Source organism: Streptomyces sp. NPDC048441, assembly GCF_043200235.1.
Lineage (GTDB): Bacteria > Actinomycetota > Actinomycetes > Streptomycetales > Streptomycetaceae > Streptomyces.
In genome coordinates, this window is sequence record NZ_JBICXM010000002.1 from 590,873 (window position 1) to 610,820 (window position 19,948).

19 protein-coding genes are annotated in these 19,948 nt (G+C 69.7%); 8 read left to right on the forward strand and 11 right to left on the reverse strand.

All coding sequences use genetic code 11. The features are described from left to right. Positions 1-31: 31 nt before the first annotated feature. From ACGFSB_RS06945 to ACGFSB_RS06965, 5 genes are all read left to right on the forward strand, one after another. The gene (locus tag ACGFSB_RS06945; protein ID WP_393395195.1) at positions 32-847 is read left to right on the forward strand and encodes a hypothetical protein; all 816 of its coding nucleotides are present in this window, start codon (positions 32-34) and stop codon (positions 845-847) included. Between the two features lie 58 nt (positions 848-905). Further along, on the forward strand, positions 906-1,337 hold the full coding sequence (locus tag ACGFSB_RS06950) for a hypothetical protein (RefSeq protein ID WP_393395198.1): 432 nt from the start codon (positions 906-908) through the stop codon (positions 1,335-1,337). 34 nt (positions 1,338-1,371) lie between these two features. Further along, positions 1,372-1,914 carry a hypothetical protein gene (locus ACGFSB_RS06955; protein ID WP_393395201.1) on the forward strand — a complete coding sequence of 181 codons (543 nt, stop codon included), beginning with the start codon at positions 1,372-1,374 and terminating at the stop codon, positions 1,912-1,914. A 124-nt stretch (positions 1,915-2,038) separates the two neighbouring features. Continuing rightward, complete coding sequence (locus ACGFSB_RS06960) at positions 2,039-2,320, forward strand: hypothetical protein (protein WP_393395204.1); 282 nt, start codon at positions 2,039-2,041, stop codon at positions 2,318-2,320. After that, entirely contained in the window at positions 2,317-3,288 is a 972-nt protein-coding gene (locus tag ACGFSB_RS06965; protein ID WP_393395208.1) for a hypothetical protein, read from the forward strand. The genes ACGFSB_RS06960 and ACGFSB_RS06965 overlap by 4 nt, the downstream gene beginning before the upstream one ends. Positions 3,289-3,310: 22 nt before the next feature. Here ACGFSB_RS06965 and ACGFSB_RS06970 read toward each other — a convergent pair whose 3' ends face one another. The 6 genes from ACGFSB_RS06970 to ACGFSB_RS06995 form a co-directional block, all read right to left on the reverse strand. Then, positions 3,311-4,003 (reverse strand): GntR family transcriptional regulator, encoded by a 693-nt coding sequence (locus tag ACGFSB_RS06970; protein ID WP_393395211.1) that lies wholly within the window; start codon positions 4,001-4,003, stop codon positions 3,311-3,313. A gap of 43 nt (positions 4,004-4,046) precedes the next feature. Continuing rightward, positions 4,047-5,048 carry a proline racemase family protein gene (locus ACGFSB_RS06975; protein WP_393395214.1) on the reverse strand — a complete coding sequence of 334 codons (1,002 nt, stop codon included), beginning with the start codon at positions 5,046-5,048 and terminating at the stop codon, positions 4,047-4,049. A 90-nt stretch (positions 5,049-5,138) separates the two neighbouring features. Next, on the reverse strand, positions 5,139-6,038 hold the full coding sequence (locus ACGFSB_RS06980) for a dihydrodipicolinate synthase family protein (RefSeq protein WP_393395217.1): 900 nt from the start codon (positions 6,036-6,038) through the stop codon (positions 5,139-5,141). A 42-nt stretch (positions 6,039-6,080) separates the two neighbouring features. Continuing rightward, positions 6,081-7,526, reverse strand: coding sequence for an FAD-dependent oxidoreductase (locus tag ACGFSB_RS06985; protein WP_393395220.1), 1,446 nt, complete (start codon positions 7,524-7,526; stop codon positions 6,081-6,083). Then, a complete protein-coding gene (locus ACGFSB_RS06990) occupies positions 7,526-7,849 on the reverse strand; it encodes a (2Fe-2S)-binding protein (RefSeq protein ID WP_393395222.1) in 324 nt (107 codons plus the stop codon). Before ACGFSB_RS06990 ends, ACGFSB_RS06985 begins: the two co-directional genes overlap by 1 nt. Continuing rightward, positions 7,846-9,012, reverse strand: a complete 1,167-nt coding sequence (locus ACGFSB_RS06995; protein ID WP_393395225.1) for an NAD(P)/FAD-dependent oxidoreductase — start codon at positions 9,010-9,012, stop codon at positions 7,846-7,848. The genes ACGFSB_RS06990 and ACGFSB_RS06995 overlap by 4 nt, the downstream gene beginning before the upstream one ends. Positions 9,013-9,141: 129 nt before the next feature. Here ACGFSB_RS06995 and ACGFSB_RS07000 point away from each other — a divergent pair, with 129 nt between their 5' ends. The 3 genes from ACGFSB_RS07000 to ACGFSB_RS07010 all read left to right on the forward strand — a co-directional run bounded on the left by ACGFSB_RS07000 (position 9,142) and on the right by ACGFSB_RS07010 (position 11,951). After that, positions 9,142-10,569: an aminopeptidase P family protein gene (locus ACGFSB_RS07000; protein ID WP_393395228.1), complete on the forward strand. Its 1,428-nt coding sequence runs from the start codon at positions 9,142-9,144 to the stop codon at positions 10,567-10,569. A 98-nt stretch (positions 10,570-10,667) separates the two neighbouring features. Then, positions 10,668-11,450, forward strand: coding sequence for a polysaccharide deacetylase family protein (locus ACGFSB_RS07005; RefSeq protein WP_393395819.1), 783 nt, complete (start codon positions 10,668-10,670; stop codon positions 11,448-11,450). A gap of 39 nt (positions 11,451-11,489) precedes the next feature. Next, positions 11,490-11,951: an SRPBCC family protein gene (locus tag ACGFSB_RS07010; protein ID WP_393395231.1), complete on the forward strand. Its 462-nt coding sequence runs from the start codon at positions 11,490-11,492 to the stop codon at positions 11,949-11,951. A gap of 30 nt (positions 11,952-11,981) precedes the next feature. On the opposite strand, the gene ACGFSB_RS07015 is transcribed toward ACGFSB_RS07010, so the two are convergent. The 5 genes from ACGFSB_RS07015 to pucD all read right to left on the reverse strand — a co-directional run bounded on the left by ACGFSB_RS07015 (position 11,982) and on the right by pucD (position 19,946). Next, positions 11,982-13,211, reverse strand: coding sequence for a cytochrome P450 (locus tag ACGFSB_RS07015; protein ID WP_393395234.1), 1,230 nt, complete (start codon positions 13,209-13,211; stop codon positions 11,982-11,984). Between the two features lie 105 nt (positions 13,212-13,316). After that, positions 13,317-14,546 carry an FAD-dependent monooxygenase gene (locus tag ACGFSB_RS07020; RefSeq protein WP_393395821.1) on the reverse strand — a complete coding sequence of 410 codons (1,230 nt, stop codon included), beginning with the start codon at positions 14,544-14,546 and terminating at the stop codon, positions 13,317-13,319. Between the two features lie 65 nt (positions 14,547-14,611). After that, positions 14,612-15,769, reverse strand: coding sequence for an XdhC family protein (locus tag ACGFSB_RS07025; RefSeq protein WP_393395237.1), 1,158 nt, complete (start codon positions 15,767-15,769; stop codon positions 14,612-14,614). A 36-nt stretch (positions 15,770-15,805) separates the two neighbouring features. Beyond that, positions 15,806-17,284 (reverse strand): NCS2 family permease, encoded by a 1,479-nt coding sequence (locus tag ACGFSB_RS07030; protein ID WP_393395239.1) that lies wholly within the window; start codon positions 17,282-17,284, stop codon positions 15,806-15,808. A gap of 268 nt (positions 17,285-17,552) precedes the next feature. Further along, positions 17,553-19,946 (reverse strand): xanthine dehydrogenase subunit D, encoded by a 2,394-nt coding sequence (pucD, locus tag ACGFSB_RS07035; RefSeq protein ID WP_393395241.1) that lies wholly within the window; start codon positions 19,944-19,946, stop codon positions 17,553-17,555. Between the last annotated feature and the right edge of the window lie 2 nt (positions 19,947-19,948).

The following is a 19,948-nucleotide window of genomic DNA, read 5'->3' on the forward strand; positions in this document are numbered from 1 at the left end:
GAACGACAGAAACGGCGACAAAGGCGGAATCATGCCCCAACAACTGGCGATCATCGTGCTCGTGGACGTCGGCCATGCGCTGGAGTCCGAGACACTCGACGGCAACACCTACCTGTTCGACAACATGAAGTTGCAGGGTTCCACGAACCAGGGCACCGGCGATCTCGTGACCGCGATCAACGGCTCCTACTGGAGTGACGGATCGCAGGCCAGCGAGCAGGTGCTCAACTGGCTCCCGTACAGCCTGGGTTCCATCCCGCCGACGGTCCCCCGCGGTTACGAGTTCGACCGTGCGCGGCAGAGCGACGAGAAGGCCCTGGAAGACCTCACGGAGCTCGCGGGCAAGTCATCGGCCGCCAGCACGGATCAGGCCGAGCAGCTGGCCCAGATCCGCAGGACCGTCGGCACCCGGGTCAAGACCACGCGGCGTACGCGCGGCCGGATGTCCGGGCAGAAGATCCTGGACGTCACCGGCAACGTCGTCAGCCGGGACAGCACGGCCGCGTACACCTACCCCGCCCCGGTGATCACCGACATCTACGGCGAGGCGGTCGACTCGAAGATCATGTATCCGGCGGAGTACGGCTCCCCGGACCTGGTCACCGACGGCTGGTACTGGTCCGCGACGGTCGACACGTCACGGCCGGGAACGTACTCGTACATGATGCGCATCCAGCTGCACAAGCTGGTGGGCCTCAACGGCGAACTGCGCTGGGAGGCGGTCGACCTGACCTGCCCTTCCACCCTCAAGATCACCGCGGAGCCGCGGCGCAACGGCTTCACAGGGGCGGGCATGGGCCTGCTCCCCATCCCGCCGGACGCTGGGGCGCGCCCCGGCACACCTTGATCCGGCGAGGAACCCGGCAAGGAACCCGGCAAGGACTCTCAGCGAGAAGGAGGAGCAGATGACCACCAAGCCGAGGCAGCGGGAGAACGGCGCCGCGAAGCGGCCCATCTCCATCACCGCCGTAGTGGACTGCGTGGGCGCTCTGGCGGCCGGCAACATGCGGGGCCACCTGTACATGTACGACACGAACAAGGCCGCGGGATCCACCGGATTCGGCTCCGAGGAACTGCGGACGCACGCGAAGAAGGGCGACCAACTCCTTTGGAACGCCCTCGCGTTGGAGTGCGAGGCGTATGTCGCCATCGAGGGCATCGAGATCGACACCGACATCTGTGAACCGGAGCGCAGGGTCTATCCCGGCACCGATGTCGCCTACTGGATCGGGACGTTGAAGAAGGACGCGGCCGACGTCACGTACCAGATCAAGTTCAAGCTGGGCACGAGGGACGAACCGATCGCCACCACTCTGTCGTCGTCCCTCGTCGGCTAGGGCCCGGCATGGCGGCGTACGCGAAGGAGGAGCGTTGACCAGCAGCGTGCAGCAGAAGCAGAACCCCGGACAGCTGAACTCGGTCCAGCTCAACATCGTCACGCTCATCAACATGGAGCGGGCGACGGAAACGGGCTCACTGAGTGACTCGATCTACATGATGGACAACAGCATCGGCGGCAAGGGGCAGGGCACTTCGTCCCTCGAAACGGTGTGTAAGCAGGGGCAGGTCCTGAACTGGATCGTGCGCCCGCTCGACATGGAGAAGCGCCCGGACGGCACCTGGCCCCCCATGCCGAAGATCAACAACATCACCTTCCTCGACACCGAACTGGGTGACGAGGAGGACGTGGCCGAGCGGAAGATCTTCACCGAGCTGAAGATCTACGGGATGCCGGACCGTATGCGTGACCCGTTCACGCCGGTCTACTACTACTGGGCGGGCACGGTCCTGAGCAATGCCAAGCCCGGCGTGCACCGCTACCGGCTCGTGATGGAGCTGGAGCAGGAGCGCAAGAAGGAGAAGCTGTATCTGAACACGGCGATCCATCCGGCGATCAGGATCCTCGGGGTCTGATCTTCGGGGTCTGATCGTCAGGGCCTGAAAGACCACATGACCGCCAGGCCGGTTCTCGGTCTGGCGGTCATGTGGCACCGGGCGTAGAGAGGAAGGTTCACCCAGGGACGCCAGGGAGGCCGTCGTGGACAGGACCATCGGGAAAGGCACGTTCCGGGACGCGTTCAAGAACCAGGTCGTGGCGCTCTCCGCGCTGCCTTCGGGCACGGGGCGGCAGCTCGCCGGACGGGCCAACGCGGCGGCGGGGGAGCTGAGCCGGGGCTCGCAGTTCACGTACGGGATCTTCCACTACACGCGTATGCGCTACGACAACGCACGCCAGCAGCTCGCCGAGCTGCGCAAGACCTATCCCAACGGCGCCAGCGGGGCGGCGTTCCCCGGCGCGATGGAGGTACTGCCCTCATGACCGCACCCAAGAAAGCAGCCAAGAAGGCAGACAAGAAGTCGGACAAGATGACGGTCAAGATCGAGCTCGATGCGCCGCGCGAACTGCGTCTGGTCAAGGAAGCCAAGATCCAGGACCTGATCGGCGACAGCGCGGGCACCCGCCTGGAGGCGAGCGGCGTCCTCTACCGCGACGGGGCGTTCCTGATCGTCTGCGACAACCTGACCTCCCTGATCCGGGTCAGCAGCGAGCTGTCGCCGAAGGCGCCGGAGAACGGCGTCATCAACGCCGGCAAGGGGAAGAAGCCCCGGAGTCCGGAGTCCGGCGAGGGGTACGAGGATCTCGCCCACGACGAGCTGCGGGACCGCTACTACACGCTGAGCGAGGCCGAACCCGTCAAGCCCAAGGGCTTCCGTGCCCGCGTCCATGAGTACGACGCGAAGCTGCGTCCGGTCGGCTCCGCGCACCTCGACTTCGATGTGGCGGCCGCCAACAAGGGCATGGAGGGCCTGGAGTGGGTGGAGCGCTCGGGCACGGGTCACCTCCTCGCGCTGTGTGAGGGAAACCGGTGCGCGGGCGGCAAGAAGGGCAGGACGCCGGGCGGCGGACGCATCCAGGTCTTCCGGCGTGGCGGCAAGCGCTGGATCAACACGGCCACGATCCGGCTGCCCGAGTGGCTGCCCTTCGAGGACTACAGCAGTGTGTCCGTGCGCGACGGACGGATCGCCGTCCTGTCGCAGGCGTCGTCCGCGCTGTGGGTGGGCCGCATCTCGGCCAAGAAGTGGCAGGTGGACGAGGGCACGGTCCATCCCCTCCCCACCGACAGCAAGGGCCGTACGGTCTACGGCAACCCCGAGGGCGTGTCCTGGGTCTCGGCCGACCATGTGGTGATCGTGTCCGACCGGGCGAAGAAGGGCGCGGAAAGCGAGCGGTTCCGCGAGAAGGACCAGTCGATCCACCTGTTCCTGATCCCGGGCAACAACCACTGAGCTGTTCGGCCGGGCGATCGCGCTACTCGGCCGCCCACAGGCCGCGTACATGACCGAGGTGGCGGGTCATCACCGCGCGTACGGAGTCCTCGTCGCGGGCGAGCAACGCGTCGAGGATCTCCAGGTGCTCCTCGGCCGACGCCTCGAGACGGCCGGCGTCGACCAGCGCCTGCAGTCCGTAGAGGCGGGAGCGCTTGCGCAGATCGCCGACCACCTCGACCAGATGGTCGTTGCCGGAGAGCTTGAGCAGGCTGAGGTGGAAGCGGATGTCGGCCTCGACGTACGCGATGAGGTCGCCGTCCGCCGCCGCGGTCACGATCTCCTGTGCGACCGGCCGCAGCGCTTCGAGCGCTGCGGGGTCAGCCGTGGTGGCGAGCTCGGCCGTGGTGGGGATCTCGATCAGCGAACGGATGTGCTTGTACTCGTCGAGCTGCTTCTCGGAGACCGCGGTGACCCGGAAGCCCTTGTTCGGGACCGTGTCGACGAGCCCCTCCTTGGCGAGGTCGAGCATGGCCTCGCGCACGGGAGTGGCGGAGACGCCGAAGCGCACGGCGAGGGTGGGCGCCGAATAGACCTCGCCCGCGCGCAGCTCGCCCGCGATGAGCGCGGCACGGAGCGCGTCCGCGACCCGCTCGCGGTAGCTGCTGCGGGTCCCGCCGAGGCTGGGCAGGGCGGCGGGTGCGGCGGACGGGACGCTGGTGCGCTGGGCGGTCATGGGGTGGGCCTCCTGGGTGATGTGCTTCAAGTATCCCGGCCCGCTACAGGACGAAGCCCGCGGGGAAGGGGTCGTCCGGGTCCAGGAGGTACTGCGCGGTGCCGGTCACCCATGCGCGCCCGGTGAAGCTGGGCAGTACGGCGGGGATGCCCGCGACCTCGGTGGTGCCCAGCAGCCGCCCGCTGAACTTCGTACCGATGAAGGACTCGTTGACGAACTCGGTGTCGAGGGGCAGCTCGCCGCGTGCGTGCAGCTGGGCCATCCGCGCGCTCGTCCCCGTGCCGCACGGCGAGCGGTCGAACCAGCCGGGGTGGATGGCCATCGCGTGCCGGGAGTAGCGGGCGGTAGCGCCGGGTGCGTAGAGGTGGACGTGGTGGCAGCCGCGGATGGAGGGGTCCTGCGGGTGCACCGGCTCGTCCTCGGCGTTGATCGCCTCCATCAGGGAGAGGCCCGCCGCGAGGATCTCGTCCTTGCGGCCGCGTTCGAAGGGGAGGCCGAACTGTTCCAGGGGCAGGATCGCGTAGAAGTTGCCGCCGTAGGCCAGGTCGTACGTCACCGCACGGCCGTCCGGCAGGGTGATCTTACGGTCGAGGCCGACGGCGAAGGACGGCACGTTCTTCAGCGTGACGGCCTTCGCCGCGCCGCCCTCGACGGCGACCTCGGCGACGACGAGGCCCGCCGGGGTGTCCAGGCGGATCGTGGTGACCGGCTCGACGACCTCGACCATGCCGGTCTCGACGAGGACGGTGGCGACGCCGATCGTGCCGTGCCCGCACATCGGCAGATAGCCCGAGACCTCGATGTAGATCACGCCGTAGTCGCAGTCGGGGCGGGTCGGCGGCTGGAGGATCGCGCCGCTCATCGCCGCGTGCCCGCGCGGTTCGTTCATCAGGAGCTGCTTGATGTCGTCGCGATGCTCACGGAAGTGGAGCCTGCGCTCGTTCATCGTCGCGCCGGGGACGGTGCCGATGCCACCGGTGATCACCCGCGTCGGCATACCTTCGGTGTGCGAGTCGACCGCGTGCAGGACGAGTTTGCTGCGCATGGGCGGTGCCTTTCGTACGAGGCCTACGAGGCCTACGAGGGCTACGAGTCCGACGGGGCTGCGAGTCCTACGGGTGGCGGGGGCCGGGGGTTACGACAGGCCAGCCGCGATGGCCCGCTCGGTGGCAGCGCGCACCGCCTTCTCCTGCTCCGGGAGGAGCGGCACGCGGGGCGGGCGGCAGCGGCCGCCGTGGCGTCCCGCGATGTCCATGGACAGCTTGATGGCCTGGACGAACTCGGGCTTGGAGTCCCAGCGCAGGAGCGGGTGGAGCTGCCGGTAGAGCTTGCTCGCCGTGGCCAGGTCGCCGGCCACTGCGGCGTGGTAGAGCTCGACGGACGCGGCGGGCAGCATGTTCGGGTAGCCCGCGATCCAGCCCTTGGCGCCCGCGACGGCGAGTTCGAGCAGGACGTCGTCTGCGCCGATCAACAGGTCGAGCTCCGGGGCGAGTTCGGTGATGCGATAGGCGCGGCGTACGTCTCCGGAGAACTCCTTGACGGCATGTACGTACCCCTCGCGGTGCAGTTTCGCGAGGAGCTCGGGCACCAGGTCGACCTTGGTGTCGATGGGGTTGTTGTACGCCACGACCGGTATGCCCGCCTCGGCGACATGCTCGTAGTGCGCGAGCACGGAACGCTCGTCGGCGCGGTAGGCGTTCGGCGGAAGCAGCATCACGGAGGCGCAGCCCGCGTCCTTGGCCTGCTTGGCCCAGCGGCGGGCCTCGGCGGAGCCGTAGGCGGCGACTCCGGGCATGACGCGCTGCCCGCCGATGGCGGAGACGGCGGTCTCGACGACCTTGGCCCGCTCCTCGGGGGTGAGTACCTGGTACTCGCCGAGCGATCCGTTGGGCACGACGCCGTCGCAGCCGTTCTCGACTAGCCAGGCGCAGTGTTCGGCGAACTTGCCGTAGTTGACGGAGAGGTCGTCGTTCAGCGGGAGCGCGGTGGCGACGAGGACGCCGTGCCAGGGGCGGTGGTGTTCGGGCGTGGCCATGGGGGTGGTCCCTTCGGAGAGGTGCGGGTGCGGGTGCGGTGACTAGGAGGAGGTCTGTTCGTCGTTGTCGTCGTCGTCGGAAGCCCGCGCGAGTACGCCGAGCGGCACAGGCCGGGCGAACGGCCGCCGCGCGGACCGCTCTTCGCAGCCCGTGAGCCCGGCGACGGCCGCCGAGCACATCCGGCCCTGGCACCAGCCCATGCCTGCCCGGGTCATCAGCTTCACGGTCCGCGCGTCCGTGGCCCCGAGTTCCTCGACGGCCTCGCGGACCGCCGACGCCGGGACCTCCTCGCAGCGGCAGATGAGGGTGTCGTCGTGGAGCTGCTCGGCCCAGTGCGCGGGCGGCACGTACACGGCGTCGAGTGCGGCGGCGAACTCCCGCATTTTCGTACGGGACTTGGCTGCCGCGGCCCAGGCCCGCGGGTCGGGTTGTCTGCCCTGGAGCCGGGCGGCGGCGGAGCGTCCCGCGATGTGGCCCTCGGCGAGGGAGAGGGCGGCGCCGCCGATGCCGGTGGTCTCGCCCGCGGCCCAGACGCCGGGGACGTCGGTGCGCTGCTCGGCGTCGACGGCCACGTTCAGGCCGTCGACGCGGCAGCCGAGCCCTCCGGCGAGATCGGTGTGCGGCACCATGCCGTGACCTACGGCGAGAGTGTCGCAGGGGATGCGGCGCCCGGTGCCGGGCCTGATGCGCCCGGCCGCGTCGAGCGCGGCGACGGTCACCGCGTCGAGCGTGTCCTTGCCGTGCGCCTCGACGACAGCGTGCCGGGACATCAACGGCACGCGGTGGCGCATGAGTTGGATGGCGTACCTGGCTCCGTCGGTGAGCTTGTCCGGGTGGGCGGCGAAGGTCGTCGCGTGCCGTGCGAAGGCTTTCGGGTCGGCGGACTCGACCAGGGCGGCCACCTCGGCACCGGCCGCCGCGAGCCCTACGGCGACGGGCATGAGCAGCGGTCCGGTTCCGGCGACCACGGCCGTGCGCCCCGGCAGCACGAGCCCACCCTTGAGCATGACCTGGGCGCCGCCCGCGGTGACGACACCGGGCAGGGTCCAGCCGGGGAACGGCAGGACCTTCTCGTACCCCCCGGTCGCGATGAGTACCGCGTCGGCGTGCACGGCCACGGGTTCCTCCTGCCCGGGGCCGAGGAGCGCGTGCACGGTGAAGCCACGTGGTTGCGGCTCTCCGGGCGGCGCTTCCCCGGTGCGGCGCTCCACGAACCAGACGTGATGCTCCGTCAAGTGCGTGATGCGGCCCGCCGCGACCTGTTCCGCGAGCCCGTCCCGCAGCCGCTCCCATGTCCGCCACTGGTGATGCAGCGCCTGCGGGCGGCGCGCGCGCAGCGCTCCGGCGGGCTGCCGGTAGAACTGGCCGCCTGCCTGCACGGCGGAGTCGAGCAGCGTCACCCGCACGCCGCGCTGAGCCGCGGCGAGCACTGCCGCTAGGCCCGCGGGACCCGCGCCGATCACGGCGAGCACGCGAGAGGTACTCATCACCGCTCCCCCGCCTCCTTGCCGTGCCCGCTCCCGCTCTGCGTCCGGATCTCGTCACCGGGGGCGGTCGGCAGCAGGCAAGCCCGTTGGTTCGCCCGGCCGTTGACCTCCACCAGGCAGTCGAAGCAGACGCCGATCCCGCAGAAGACTCCCCGCGGCTCACCGTCGCGCCGCGTGGTGCGCCAGGCGGTGATGCCTGCCGACCAAAGCGCGGCGGCGACCGTCTGGCCGGGCAGGGCCGGGATCTCGCGGCCGTCGAAGGTGACGGTGTACGCGGGTCCTGGCCGGGCCCGGACCAGTCGCAGGGGGGTGCGCTTGCTCACGACGCCTCCTCGGGGAATCGGTCGGGCCGGAACGGTTCGAGTGTCAGGTCAGGGGCCACGCCGCTCAGCACCTGGGCGATCAAGTGCCCGGTCCCCGCCGCGAGGCCGATCCCCGCCCCCTCGTGCCCACAGGCATGGAAGAGCCCCGGCACCCGGGCGTCAGGCCCGATGGCGGGCAGATGGTCCGGCAGGTAGGGCCGGAACCCCACGTACGCCCGCATCGCCCGGACGCTCTCCAGAAAGGGGAAGAGCCGCGTCGCCCCCGCCGCGAGCGCCCGCATGACCGGCAGTGAGAAGGAGCGGTCGAAGCCGACCCGCTCGCGGCTCGCGCCGATCAGGATCGGGCCCGCGGCCGTGCCCTCGACCACCGGCGATGTCTGGAGCGCGGCGGATCCGCTGGCCACGTCGGCCACATAGTCGGCGGCGTACACCTTGTGCCGGACCAGGCGCGGCAGCGGCTCGGTGACCAGGACGAAGCCGCGCCGGGGCAGCACCGGCAGCCGCACCCCTGCGAGGGCGGCGACATCGCCGCCCCAGGTGCCCGCCGCGTTCACGACGTACGGCGCGTGGATCTCGCCCTGGTCGGTCCGGACCCCGCGCACCTCACCGCCGGCGGCGCGAAGGACGGCGGTGACGGTCCGTCCGGTACGCAGCTCGACCCCCAAGGGCCGGGCGAGATACACCAGTTGGGCTGCGGCCAGGGACGGCATCAGCTGGCAGTCCTGGGGATAGAAGACGCCGCCCGCCGTACCGGGAGCGAGGTGCGGCTCAAGATCGTGGAGCTCGCCGGGCGTGACGGCCCGCGCGTCGACCCCGGCCGAACGCTGCCCGGCGGCGAACTCCCCGAGGGCCGCGAGCCCTTCGTCCGACGATGCCACCACGACACCGCCCTTGGCCTCGAACTCGACGCTCGGGCCGACGCCCGGCTCGGCCGCGAGGTCGGTCCACAACCTGGCCGAGAGCAGGGCGAGTTCGAGCTCGGGGCCCGGTTCCTTGTCGGAGACGAGGAGGTTGCCCTCGCCGGATCCGGTCGTGCCGCCGGCCACGGGACCGCGGTCCACGAGGACGACGGAGCACCCGGCCCGTGCCGCGTACAGCGCACATGCGGCGCCCACCATTCCGGCGCCGATCACCACAACATCGCAGGTCAGCCGCTTGGTCACATCAGTACTATGTCACATGTTCCCTTATGCGCCAAGGGTATCTAGGCTGGCGTCACCGCTTACGGAGCACACCCGCCAGACATCCCGGCAGGATCCCAGAGACCCCGGCAGGGGAGAGAAGAGACGCACATGGCCAAGTCCAAGGCGCGCAAGAACGGCCTGTACCCGGAGATCTCCGATGAGCTCTCCGCCCTGATGAGGACGGGCTGGGCCGACACCGAGCAGCGCGACCTGCGCCCCGCCGAGCAGGCCCCGCACGCCGCGCGCCGACGCGTCGCGCTGTCCGCGCTGTTCCCTGGAGAGCGCCTGGTGGTCCCCTCCGGGAAGCTCAAGACCCGCTCGAACGACAGCCATTACCCGTTCCGCCCCTACTCCGGCTACGTACACATGACCGGCGACCAGGCGAGGGACTGCGCCCTCGTCCTCGAACCGCGCGCCGGTGGCACGGGCCACGACGCGCACCTCTACCAACTCCCCCGCGACGGCAGGGACAGTGACGAGTTCTGGACCGGCATGACGGCCGAACTGTGGATGGGCCGCAGGCGCAGCCTCGCCGAGTCCGAACTGCTCCTCGGCCTGCCCTGCCGCGACGTCCGAGACGCCCCGGCCGAGCTGGCCGCCGCGCCCCCCGTACCGACCCGCATCGTGCGCGGCCACGACCCCGCACTCGAAGCGGCCGTGCCGACGGACGAGGAGCGCGACGCCGAGCTCGAGGAGGCGCTCTCGGGCCTGCGCCTGGTCAAGGACGACTGGGAGATCGGCGAGCTGCGCAAGGCGGTGGACTCCACGGTCCGCGGATTCACCGATGTGGTGCGGGAGTTGGCGACGGCCATCGCCACATCGGAGCGCTGGATCGAGGGCACCTTCTTCCGCCGCGCCCGCTTGGAGGGCAACCACATCGGCTACGGCTCGATCTGTGCGGCGGGCGAACACGCCACGATCATGCACTGGGAGCAGAACGACGGCCCCGTACGCCCCGGCGAACTCCTGCTCCTCGACGCGGGCGTGGAGACCCACACCCTCTACACCGCCGACGTCACGCGCACCCTCCCGATCGACGGCACCTTCACCCCGCTCCAGCGGAAGATCTACGACGCGGTGTACGAGGCGCAGGAGGCGGGCATCGCCGCCGTGAAGCCGGGCGCCGCGTACCGCGACTTCCACGACGCGGCGCAGCGGCACCTCGCGTACAAGCTCGTCGAGTGGGGCCTCCTCGACGGCGACCCGGAGCGCGTCTTCGAGCTCGCCCTGCAACGCCGCTTCACCATGGCGGGCACGGGCCACATGCTCGGCCTCGATGTCCACGACTGCGCCCAGGCACGCACCGAGGAGTACGTCGGCGGCGTACTCGAAGAGGGCATGGTGCTCACGGTCGAACCGGGCCTGTACTTCCAGCCGGACGACCTCACCGTGCCCGCGGAGTACCGGGGCATCGGGGTCCGCATCGAGGACGACATCCTCGTCACGGCCGACGGCACCGAGAACCTTTCGGCGGGGCTGCCGCGTGCCGCGGACGCGGTGGAGGCCTGGATGAGCGGCCTGGCGGGCGGGCTGTAGAACCCCCTCACCTTCGGCGCACGGGTTCGGCGGCCCCTCTATGCACCACGTGTATACATCTTATGTATAGTGCAGCCATGCCCGCTGCGAAAAGCAAGATGAAGAATTCCGCCAAAAGGTTCCGTCGAGCCGCTTCTTTGACGGCCGTGGCCTCCGCGGCCATGGCCGTCGCTCTGACGGGATGCACCAAGGTGGACACCACGGCGCCGAGTTCCGTCCGCAAGGACGCGGCGTCCGCGAGCAGTAAGAACCAGTCGAAGTTCGGCACGGTCGACTGCCGCAAGGCCAAGTGCGTGGCCCTGACCTTCGACGCGGGGCCCAGCGAGAACTCCTCGCGACTGCTCGACATCCTCAAGAAGGAGAAGGTGCCCGCCACCTTCTTCCTGCTCGGCAAGAACCACATAGCCAAGCGCCCCGAGCTCGTGAAGCGCATGGACGCCGAAGGTCACGAGGTCGCGAGCCACACCTGGTCGCACAAGATCCTCACCGACATCACGCCGGACGAAGCGCGCGAGGAGCTGCGCAAGCCCGACGAGGCGATAGAGAAGCTCATCGGCCACAAGCCGACGCTGATGCGTCCGCCGCAGGGGCGCACCAACCCCGACGTCAACGAGATCTCGCGCAAGGAGGGCCTCTCGGAGGTCCTGTGGAGCGTCACCGCCAAGGACTACACGACGAACGACTCCGCCCTGATCAAGAAGCGGGTCGTCGATCAGACGAAGCGGGACGGCATCATCCTGCTGCACGACATCTACAAGGGGACGGTGCCCGCGGTGCCGGGCATCATCGACGAGTTGAAGAAGCGCGGATACGTCTTCGTGACGGTGCCGCAGCTGCTCGCGCCGGGCAAGGCGGAGCCGGGGAAGGTCTACCGCCCGTAGCGGGCGGGTTTCACCGCTGGGGCCTGGCAGGATCTTGGTGTGGCTCTCTTCCGTATCGACCGGGAATCGTCCCTGCCCGCCGCCGAGGCCTGGCGCAGGCTCACGGCGTGGGAGCGCCATGCGTCGGTGGTGCCGCTGACTCGGGTGTCCGTCCGCACGCCGCCGCCGAGTGGGGAGGGGACGGTGTTCGTCGCCCGTACCGGCGTCGGCCCTGTCGGGTTCGACGACGTGATGGAGGTCGTGACGTGGCGGCCGCCGGGCGGTGCGGGCGGGGGCCTGTGCCGCTTGGAGAAGCGGGGGGCGTTCGTGACGGGGTGGGCGGAGATCGAGGTGACTCCCCGGGCGGGCTCGTCCGGTTCGACGGTCGCCTGGCGGGAGGATCTGCGGGTGCGGGGGCTGCCGGGGGTGTTCGACGGGGTGCTTGGCGCTGCCGCGCGGTGGATGTTCGGGAGGGCGGTGGATGGACTGCTTTCTTCTCCCCCACCCCACTCCTTCGCGTAACTGGGGGCGGGGTTGGGGAGAAGGACGCGTTTACTTCAACCGCACCGGAATCGAAGCGAACCCGTCCCCGATGAACGACTCCACGGGAGTGGCGACCCCCGCCCCCGAATCCAGCCGCAGCCCAGGAAACCGCTCGAAGAGCGCAGGCAACGCCACCCCCGCCTCCAGGCGGGCCAGCGGAGCACCCACGCAGTAGTGCACCCCATGGCCGAAGGCCAGATGCTCCTTGTCGGTACGGTCCACATCGAACTGCCCGGCGGAGTCGCCATGCCGCAACGGATCCCGCCCCGCCGCCCCGTACGCGGCGAGAATCGCCTCACCCCGAGGGATGACAGTCCCATCCGGCAGCTCGATGTCCGCAACCGCGTACCGCAGCGGCAGATTCGCGATCGACGGCGCGAACCGCAGCGTCTCCTCGATGACATCGCTCCACGGCACATCCCCGCCAAGCACCCGCGCCAACTGCTCCGGGTGACTCAGCAGCGCATGTACCGCGTTGCCGATGAGGTTGACCGTCGTCTCGTGCCCCGCCCCGATGACGAGGAGCAGCGTGTCGATCAGCTCGGTCTCGGTGAGCGCCGAGCCCTCCTCGTCGCGGGTCGCGATGAGGACACTCGTCATGTCGTCGCCGGGCTCCGCCCGCTTGTGGGCCACGAGACCGGCGAGCAGCTGATGCACTTCCTGCCAAGTGGCCGCCGCCTGCTCCGGCGTCGAGGTCGTATCCATGATCGACTCGACGAGACGGGCGGTGTCGGCCTGCCGGTCCTCCGGAAGGCCGAACAGCTCGCAGATGACCTGCATCGGCAGCGGATGGGCGTAGGAGGCCCGCAGATCCACCACCCCGTCCGCGGACTCCGCCATCGCGTCGAGCAACCCCGCCGTCAGCTCCTCGATGCGCGGCCGCAGCGCATCCGTACGCCGTTTGGTGAACGCGGGCGACACCAGCTTGCGCAGTCGCCGGTGGTTCGTGCCGTACGCGGTGAACATATTGGTCACGCCCACCCAGGAGTTGACCCAGGTCTCGCGGAACTCACCCTCGATCCAGGCGGGCCAGTGCTGGTTCGGGTCCTTCGACACCCGCTCGTCAGCGAGGAGTTGCTTCAGTACGTCGTACTGGGTGGGGGCCCAGGCCCTTATGCCGTCGGGGAGTTCGACCAGGGCGGCACAGCCGTGCAGCCGCAATCGGTCCGCCTCCCCGTGGAGATCGCGGCCTGCGGGGTCGATGGTCGTGGGCTGCGGCGGCACGGGTGACTGCGACATGGGGGCTCCAGCAAGGGGGAATGAGGGGGGACGGAACGTCGTAGATCAAGATCATCCTAGGCCTCCCGGCTCCCTACCCCGCCTCCGTCCCGCGAAGCCTGCGACTCAGTCCCGCGAAGCCTGCGCCCGCCCGTGCAGCGTCCTCGCCACCCTCGGCCCCAGCCACCGCTTCATCCTGCGCAGCGGCTCCAACTGCTCGGCCGCCCGGTCGATCTGGTAGTACAGCTGCGGCGGAATGTGCGGCAGCAGCGGCGAGTGGCGCTGGCCGAGGAGCGCGAACATCTGGTGCGGGTCGAGGCGGATGTAGCGCGGCAGATTCTCGTACCACTGGGCGCTGTAGCGGGCCGCGCTCTGGACGGAGAGGAGGGCGGATCTGCGCTCCCGCTCGTAGCCCGCGAGGGCGGGCGCCAGCTCCGGGCTCCCCCGCAGCGCTCCCGCCAGGGAGATCGCGTCCTCCAGGGCGAGCGTCGTGCCCGCGCCGATGGAGTAGTGCGTGGTGTGCGCCGCGTCGCCGAGCAGGACGAGATTGTCGCGGTGCCACGTCCGGTTGGTCAGCGTACGGAAGTTGAGCCACTGCGCACTGCCGTCGCTCTGGGACCGGCTCGGTGACCGGCCGATGAGCCGGTGCCCCTCCAGCGGCCCGTCGAAGAGCCGCTCCAGGAGCGCGAGGCCATCGGCCTCGCTCGCCTCGTGCAGGCCGAGGCCCGTCCAGGTCTCCGGGGAGCACTCGAAGACGCAGGTGCTCCGCTCGCCGCTGAAGCGGTAGCCGTAGCACCAGATCCAGCCGTGCGCGGTCTCCACGAAGGCGAAGGTGAAGGAGTCGAAGACCTTGGTGGTGCCGAGCCAGATGTAGCGGTTCCTGCCGACCGCGACCTCCGTGCCGAAGTGCCCTGCGTGCCGCTCGCGCAGCAGGCTCCTGACGCCGTCACCGGCGACGACCAGATCGGCTTCCGGCATCAGCTGCGCCGCGTCGGTGATCTCACGCTCGAACTCGACGTGTACGCCCAGGGATCGGGCCCGCCGAGAGAGGATGTCGAGCAGCCGGTGGCGCCCGATGCCGAAGCCCTCGTCGCCGTGGTGGACCGTCGTGCGGGCGCCGACGTGCGCGATGCCGTCGCTCCAGCGGACCGAGTTCTCGCTGATGGCGAGCGCGGATTCGAGGTCATGGGCGCGGAGCTTCTCCAGGAGGCCGGCCCAGTAGGTGACCCCCCAGCCGTACGTCGCCCCCGCCGGGTTCCGCTCATGGACGGTGATGTCGTGGGACGGGTCCTGCCGCTTGAGCAGGATCGAGAGATACAGGGCGGCGGGACCGCCGCCGACGCAGGCGACCTTCACACGTGCTCCCATTGCGTCACAAAATGGTCAGTTTGCGACGCAACGTAACAGATTGCCCCAATCTGTCAGGCGACCGACCCGATACGGCCGGCCGGCGGACGTGAGCCGTCATGGTGGATCGGCGTGTGCGCACCCGCCAGCGAGACCCCGCTGCCGCCCCGCCGGCTCGCGACGATCTCCGCGGCGATGGAAAGGGCCGTCTCCTCCGGAGTACGCGCGCCCAGGTCGAGGCCGATGGGCGAGCGGAGGCGGGTCAACTCAAGCTCGGACACGCCGACTTCACGCAGTCGTTCGTTGCGGTCCTGGTGCGTGCGGCGCGAGCCCATCGCGCCCACGTAGGCGACCGGGAGGCGCAGGGCGAGCTCAAGGAGCGGTACGTCGAACTTGGCGTCGTGGGTCAGGACGCACAGGACGGTGCGGCCGTCGACCTCCGTCCGCTTCAGGTACTTGTGCGGCCACTCGACGAGGATCTCGTCGGCGTCGGGGAAACGGGCGGCCGTGGCGAACACGGGCCGCGCGTCGCAGACCGTCACGCGATAGCCGAGGAATTTGCCCATGGTGACGAGGGCGGACGCGAAGTCGATCGCGCCGAACACGATCATGCGGGGCGGCGGGACGCTCGACTCGACGAGGAGCGTGAGGGGCTGCCCGCAGCGGGAGCCGTCCTCGCCGATCTCCACCGTGCCGGTGCGCCCGGCGTCCAGCATCGCGCGGGCCTCGCCCGCGGCGGTGCGGTCGAGCTCGGGATGGCCGCCGAGCCCGCCCTCATGAGGGGCATCGGCGTCGGAACGTACGAGAAGGGCACGGCCCACGAGCTCCGCGGGCCCGGACGTGATCCGGGCGACCGCAGCCGGCTCGCCCGACGCCGCCGCCGCGAGCGCGGCGGCGATGACCGGCCGCGCGGAGGAGTCCGCGCGGACCGGGGTGACGAGGATGTCGATGATTCCGCCGCAGGTCAGGCCCACCGCGAAGGCGTCCTCGTCGCTGTATCCGAACTGCTCAAGGACGCTCTCGCCGTCTTCGAGCGCCTGCTGACAGAGCTCGTAGACGGCGCCTTCCACACACCCGCCGGAGACGGAACCGATCGCCGTACCGCCGGAGTCGACGGCGAGCGCCGCTCCCGGCTGCCGGGGCGCGCTGCCGCCGACCGCCACCACGGTGGCGACGGCGAAGTCGCGTCCCTGCTCGACCCACCGGTTCAACTCTTCGGCGATGTCCAGCATGTCCGTCTCCTATCGGGTGTGTGTTTACAGGATGGGCTACTTGACGCCCATCCAGTTCTCGATCGGATGGAGCGCGAAGAAGGCGAGGAACACGAGCGCGAGCACCCACATCAGCCAGCCGATCTCACGGACCTTGCCCTGCACGGCCTTGATCAGGACGTGGGCGATGACACCGGCCGCGATACCCACCGTGATGGAGTACGTGAACGGCATCAGGACCGTGGTCAGGAACACCGGAATGGCGGTGGCCTGGTCGGTCCAGTCGATGTGCCGGGCGTTGCTCAGCATCATCGCGCCGATGACGACGAGGGCGGCCGACGCGACCTGGGTCGGGATGAGCTGGGCGAGCGGGGTGAAGAAGAGGCACAGCGCGAAGGCGAGGCCGGTGATGACGCTGGCGAAGCCGGTGCGCGCGCCGTCGCCGACGCCCGCGGTGGACTCCACGAAGACCGTCTGGCCGGAGGCTCCGGCGAGACCGCCGACGACACCGCCCGCACCGTCGATCGCGAGGGCCTTGTTGAGGCCCGGCATCTTGCCGTCCTTGTCGGCCAGGTTGGCCTGCTGGCCGATGCCGATGATGGTGCCCATGGCGTCGAAGAAGCCGGCGAGGACCAGGGTGAAGACGATGACACCCACGGTGATCCCGCCGATGTCGCCGATGCCGCTGAAGGACACCTCGCCGAAGAGCCCGAAGTCGGGGGACGAGACGGCGGAGCCGTTGAGCACCGGGGCGTTCAGGCCCCAGTCCTGCTGGCTCATGCCCGCGACCTGGTTGACGATCGCGGCGAACACGGTGCCGCCGACGATGCCGATGAGGATCGCGCCCGGGACCTTGCGGACCTGGAGCAGGAAGATCAGCAGGACGGTGACGGCGAAGCAGAGTACGGGCCAGCCCATGAGCTTGTCGTCGACGCCGAGCTGGATCGGCTTCGAGTACATGTCGCCGTGCTTGGACGGCATGGAGGTGACGAAGCCCGCCTGGACCAGGCCGATCAGCGTGACGAACATGCCGATGCCCATGGTGATGGCGTGCTTCAGCGCCAGGGGAATCGCATCCATGATCAGGGTCCGCAGGCCGGTGAGGACCAGCAGGATGATGATGGCGCCGTAGATGATGCACATCGCCATCGCGTTGCCCCAGGTCATCTCCGGGGCGACCTGGAAGGCCATGACGGCGGAGACGCTGAGTCCCGCCGCGAGGGCCAGCGGCACATTGCCGAGGATCCCCATGACGATGGTGGTGGCGGCCGCCGCGAAGACGGTGGCGGTGGTCAGCTGATCACCGTCGAGCCGGTGTCCCGTGGCATCGGGCACCGAGAGGATCACGGGGTTCAGAAGGATGATGTACGCCATCGCCATGAAGGTGGTGACGCCGCCGCGCACCTCCCTGCCGACCGTCGATCCTCTGTGGGTTATGTGGAAATACCGGTCGAGCCAGGACCTGCCGGCCGGGACGCGTGAGCCGTTGCCCGCGTCCTCTGCCGTGGTCTTCGGCTCCGTTGACTGCTGGGTCATGGTGCCTAACTCCCAAGGTTCAAAGGGGCACCCGCAACAGGCTGTTCCCTCAGTGGGGCCTGTGGAGACTGCGGGATTTGGGATGGTGCGTTTGGCTGCACGACCCGGGGGACGGCCCGAGACGAACTGGGGCTCCGAAGAGCGTGGGTGCTGCGGGGGTACTGCGCATGACCGCGAGCGGTGCGGTACTGCTGTTCTCCGGACGGCGCGGGCGACAGGAAGTGTGACGTTCCGAGGGAGGCACACGCCGCCCGGAGAGATCGTGGGATCAGGTACCGGTGAGGTGTTCTGGACGTACCGGCGTCCTGTTCAGCTCCAGGCCCGTCGCGTTCCGGATGGCCGCGAGGACCGCCGGGGTGGACGAGAGGGTCGGAGCTTCGCCCATGCCGCGGAGGCCGTAGGGCGCGTTCGGGTCGGCCAGTTCGAGGTAGTCGACCGGGATGGTCGGCGTGTCGAGGATGGTCGGGATGAGGTAGTCCGTGAAGGACGGGTTGCGCACCTTCGCGGTCTTCGGGTCGACGATGATCTCCTCCATCACCGCGACGCCCAGGCCCTGGGTGGTACCACCCTGGATCTGGCCGACCACGGAGAGCGGGTTCAGCGCCTTGCCGACATCCTGGGCGGTGGCCAGTTCGATGACCTTGACCAGGCCGAGCTCGGTGTCCACCTCGACGACCGCGCGGTGCGCGGCGAACGAGTACTGGACGTGGCCGTTGCCCTGACCGGTCTTCAGATCGAAGGCCACGGTCGGACGGTGCCGCCACTCGGCCTCGACCTCGACGCTCTCGCCCTCAAGGAGTTCGGCCAGGTCCGCGAGGATCTCGCCGCCGTCGGTGGCGACCTTGCCGCCCTCGAGGACCAGCTCGGCGGTGGCCCACGCGGGGTGGTAGGAGCCGAACTTGCGGCGGCCGATCTCCAGGACCTTCTCGCGGACGAGCTCGCAGGAGTTCTTGACGGCGCCACCGGTGACGTACGTCTGACGGGACGCGGACGTCGAACCGGCGCTGCCCACCTGGGTGTCGGCGGGGTGGATGGTCACCTGCTGGACGCCGAGCTCGGTGCGGGCGATCTGCGCGTGGACGGTGATGCCGCCCTGGCCCACCTCCGCCATCGCGGTGTGCACGGTCGCGACCGGCTCGCCGTTGATGACCTCCATGCGCACCTTGGCGGTGGAGTAGTCGTCGAAGCCCTCGGAGAAGCCGACGTTCTTGATGCCGACCGCGTAGCCCACGCCGCGTACGACGCCTTCGCCGTGGGTGGTGTTGGAGAGGCCGCCGGGCAGGGCGCGGACGTCCGCCTCGCCGCCCGCGGTCGCCCACTGCTGCTCGGGCGGCAGCGGACGGGCCTTGACGCGGCGCAGGATCTCGGCGACCGGGGCCGGCGAGTCGACCGGCTGTCCGGTCGGCAGGAGCGTGCCCTGCTCCATGGCGTTGAGCTGGCGGAACTCGACCGGGTCCATGCCGACCTTCTTGGCCAGCTTGTCCATCTGGGCCTCGTAGGCGAAGCAGGCCTGGACGGCGCCGAAGCCGCGCATCGCGCCGCACGGCGGGTTGTTCGAGTAGAGGGCGATCGCCTCGATATCGACGTCCTCGATGACGTACGGACCGGCCGACAGGGACGAGGCGTTGCCCACGACCGCCGGGGAGGCCGACGCGTAGGCGCCGCCGTCCAGGACGATCTTGCACTTCATGTGCGTGAGCTTGCCGTCCTTGGTGGCGCCGTGCTCGTAGTAGAGCTTCGCCGGGTGGCGGTGCACGTGGCCGAAGAAGGACTCGAAGCGGTTGTAGACGATCTTGACCGGCTTGCCGGTGCGCAGCGCCAGGAGGCAGGCGTGGATCTGCATCGAGATGTCCTCGCGACCGCCGAAGGCACCGCCGACGCCGGAGAGCGTCATGCGCACCTTCTCCTCGGGCAGACCGAGGACGGGGGCGATCTGTTCGAGGTCCGAGTGCAGCCACTGGGTGGCGACGTACAGCTCGACGCCGCCGTCCTCGGACGGTACGGCGAGGCCGGACTCCGGGCCGAGGAAGGCCTGGTCCTGCATACCGAAGGTGTACTCGCCCTTGACGACGAAGTCGGCCTTCTTGGCGGCCTCTTCGGCGTTGCCGCGGATGATCGGCTGGCGGTGCACGATGTTCGGGTGCGGGACGTGGTTCATGTATTCGTCGGTCCGGCCCTCGTGCACCAGGACCGCGTCGGGAGCGGTCGCCGATGCCTCATCGGTGATGAGGGGCAGTTCCCGGTACTCGATCTTGATCTTGGCGGCGGCGCGGCGCGCGGTCTCCGGGTGGTCGGCCGCCACGAGGGCTACCGGCTCACCGTGGTGACGGACCTTGCCGTGGGCGAGCACCGGGGTGTCCTGGAGCTCGAGGCCGTAGTTCTTCATCTCGGCCGGCAGGTCGTCGTACGTCAGGACGGCGTAGACGCCGGGCGTCTTGAGGGCCTCGACGGTGTCGATCGACACGATCTCGGCGTGCGCCACGGTGCTGCGGAGCGTCTGGCCCCAGAGCATGTCCTCGTGCCACATGTCCGAGGAGTAGGCGAACTCGCCGGTGACCTTGAGGGTGCCGTCCGGACGGAGCGTGGACTCGCCGATGCCGCCCTTGGTGTGCTTCTGGGTGACGTCGGTGGGCGCGCCGGTGGTGGTCTTGGTTCCAGCCATGA

Coding starts and splice junctions, on each gene's coding strand:
- ACGFSB_RS06945 (WP_393395195.1), top strand. CDS start 32: ATGCCCCAACAACTGGCGATCATCGTGCTCGTGGACGTCGGCCATGCG.
- ACGFSB_RS06950 (WP_393395198.1), top strand. CDS start 906: ATGACCACCAAGCCGAGGCAGCGGGAGAACGGCGCCGCGAAGCGGCCC.
- ACGFSB_RS06965 (WP_393395208.1), top strand. CDS start 2,317: ATGACCGCACCCAAGAAAGCAGCCAAGAAGGCAGACAAGAAGTCGGAC.
- ACGFSB_RS06970 (WP_393395211.1), bottom strand. CDS start 4,003: ATGACCGCCCAGCGCACCAGCGTCCCGTCCGCCGCACCCGCCGCCCTG.
- ACGFSB_RS06975 (WP_393395214.1), bottom strand. CDS start 5,048: ATGCGCAGCAAACTCGTCCTGCACGCGGTCGACTCGCACACCGAAGGT.
- ACGFSB_RS06980 (WP_393395217.1), bottom strand. CDS start 6,038: ATGGCCACGCCCGAACACCACCGCCCCTGGCACGGCGTCCTCGTCGCC.
- ACGFSB_RS06985 (WP_393395220.1), bottom strand. CDS start 7,526: ATGAGTACCTCTCGCGTGCTCGCCGTGATCGGCGCGGGTCCCGCGGGC.
- ACGFSB_RS07000 (WP_393395228.1), top strand. CDS start 9,142: ATGGCCAAGTCCAAGGCGCGCAAGAACGGCCTGTACCCGGAGATCTCC.
- ACGFSB_RS07005 (WP_393395819.1), top strand. CDS start 10,668: ATGAAGAATTCCGCCAAAAGGTTCCGTCGAGCCGCTTCTTTGACGGCC.
- ACGFSB_RS07015 (WP_393395234.1), bottom strand. CDS start 13,211: ATGTCGCAGTCACCCGTGCCGCCGCAGCCCACGACCATCGACCCCGCA.
- ACGFSB_RS07025 (WP_393395237.1), bottom strand. CDS start 15,769: ATGCTGGACATCGCCGAAGAGTTGAACCGGTGGGTCGAGCAGGGACGC.
- ACGFSB_RS07030 (WP_393395239.1), bottom strand. CDS start 17,284: ATGACCCAGCAGTCAACGGAGCCGAAGACCACGGCAGAGGACGCGGGC.
- pucD (WP_393395241.1), bottom strand. CDS start 19,946: ATGGCTGGAACCAAGACCACCACCGGCGCGCCCACCGACGTCACCCAG.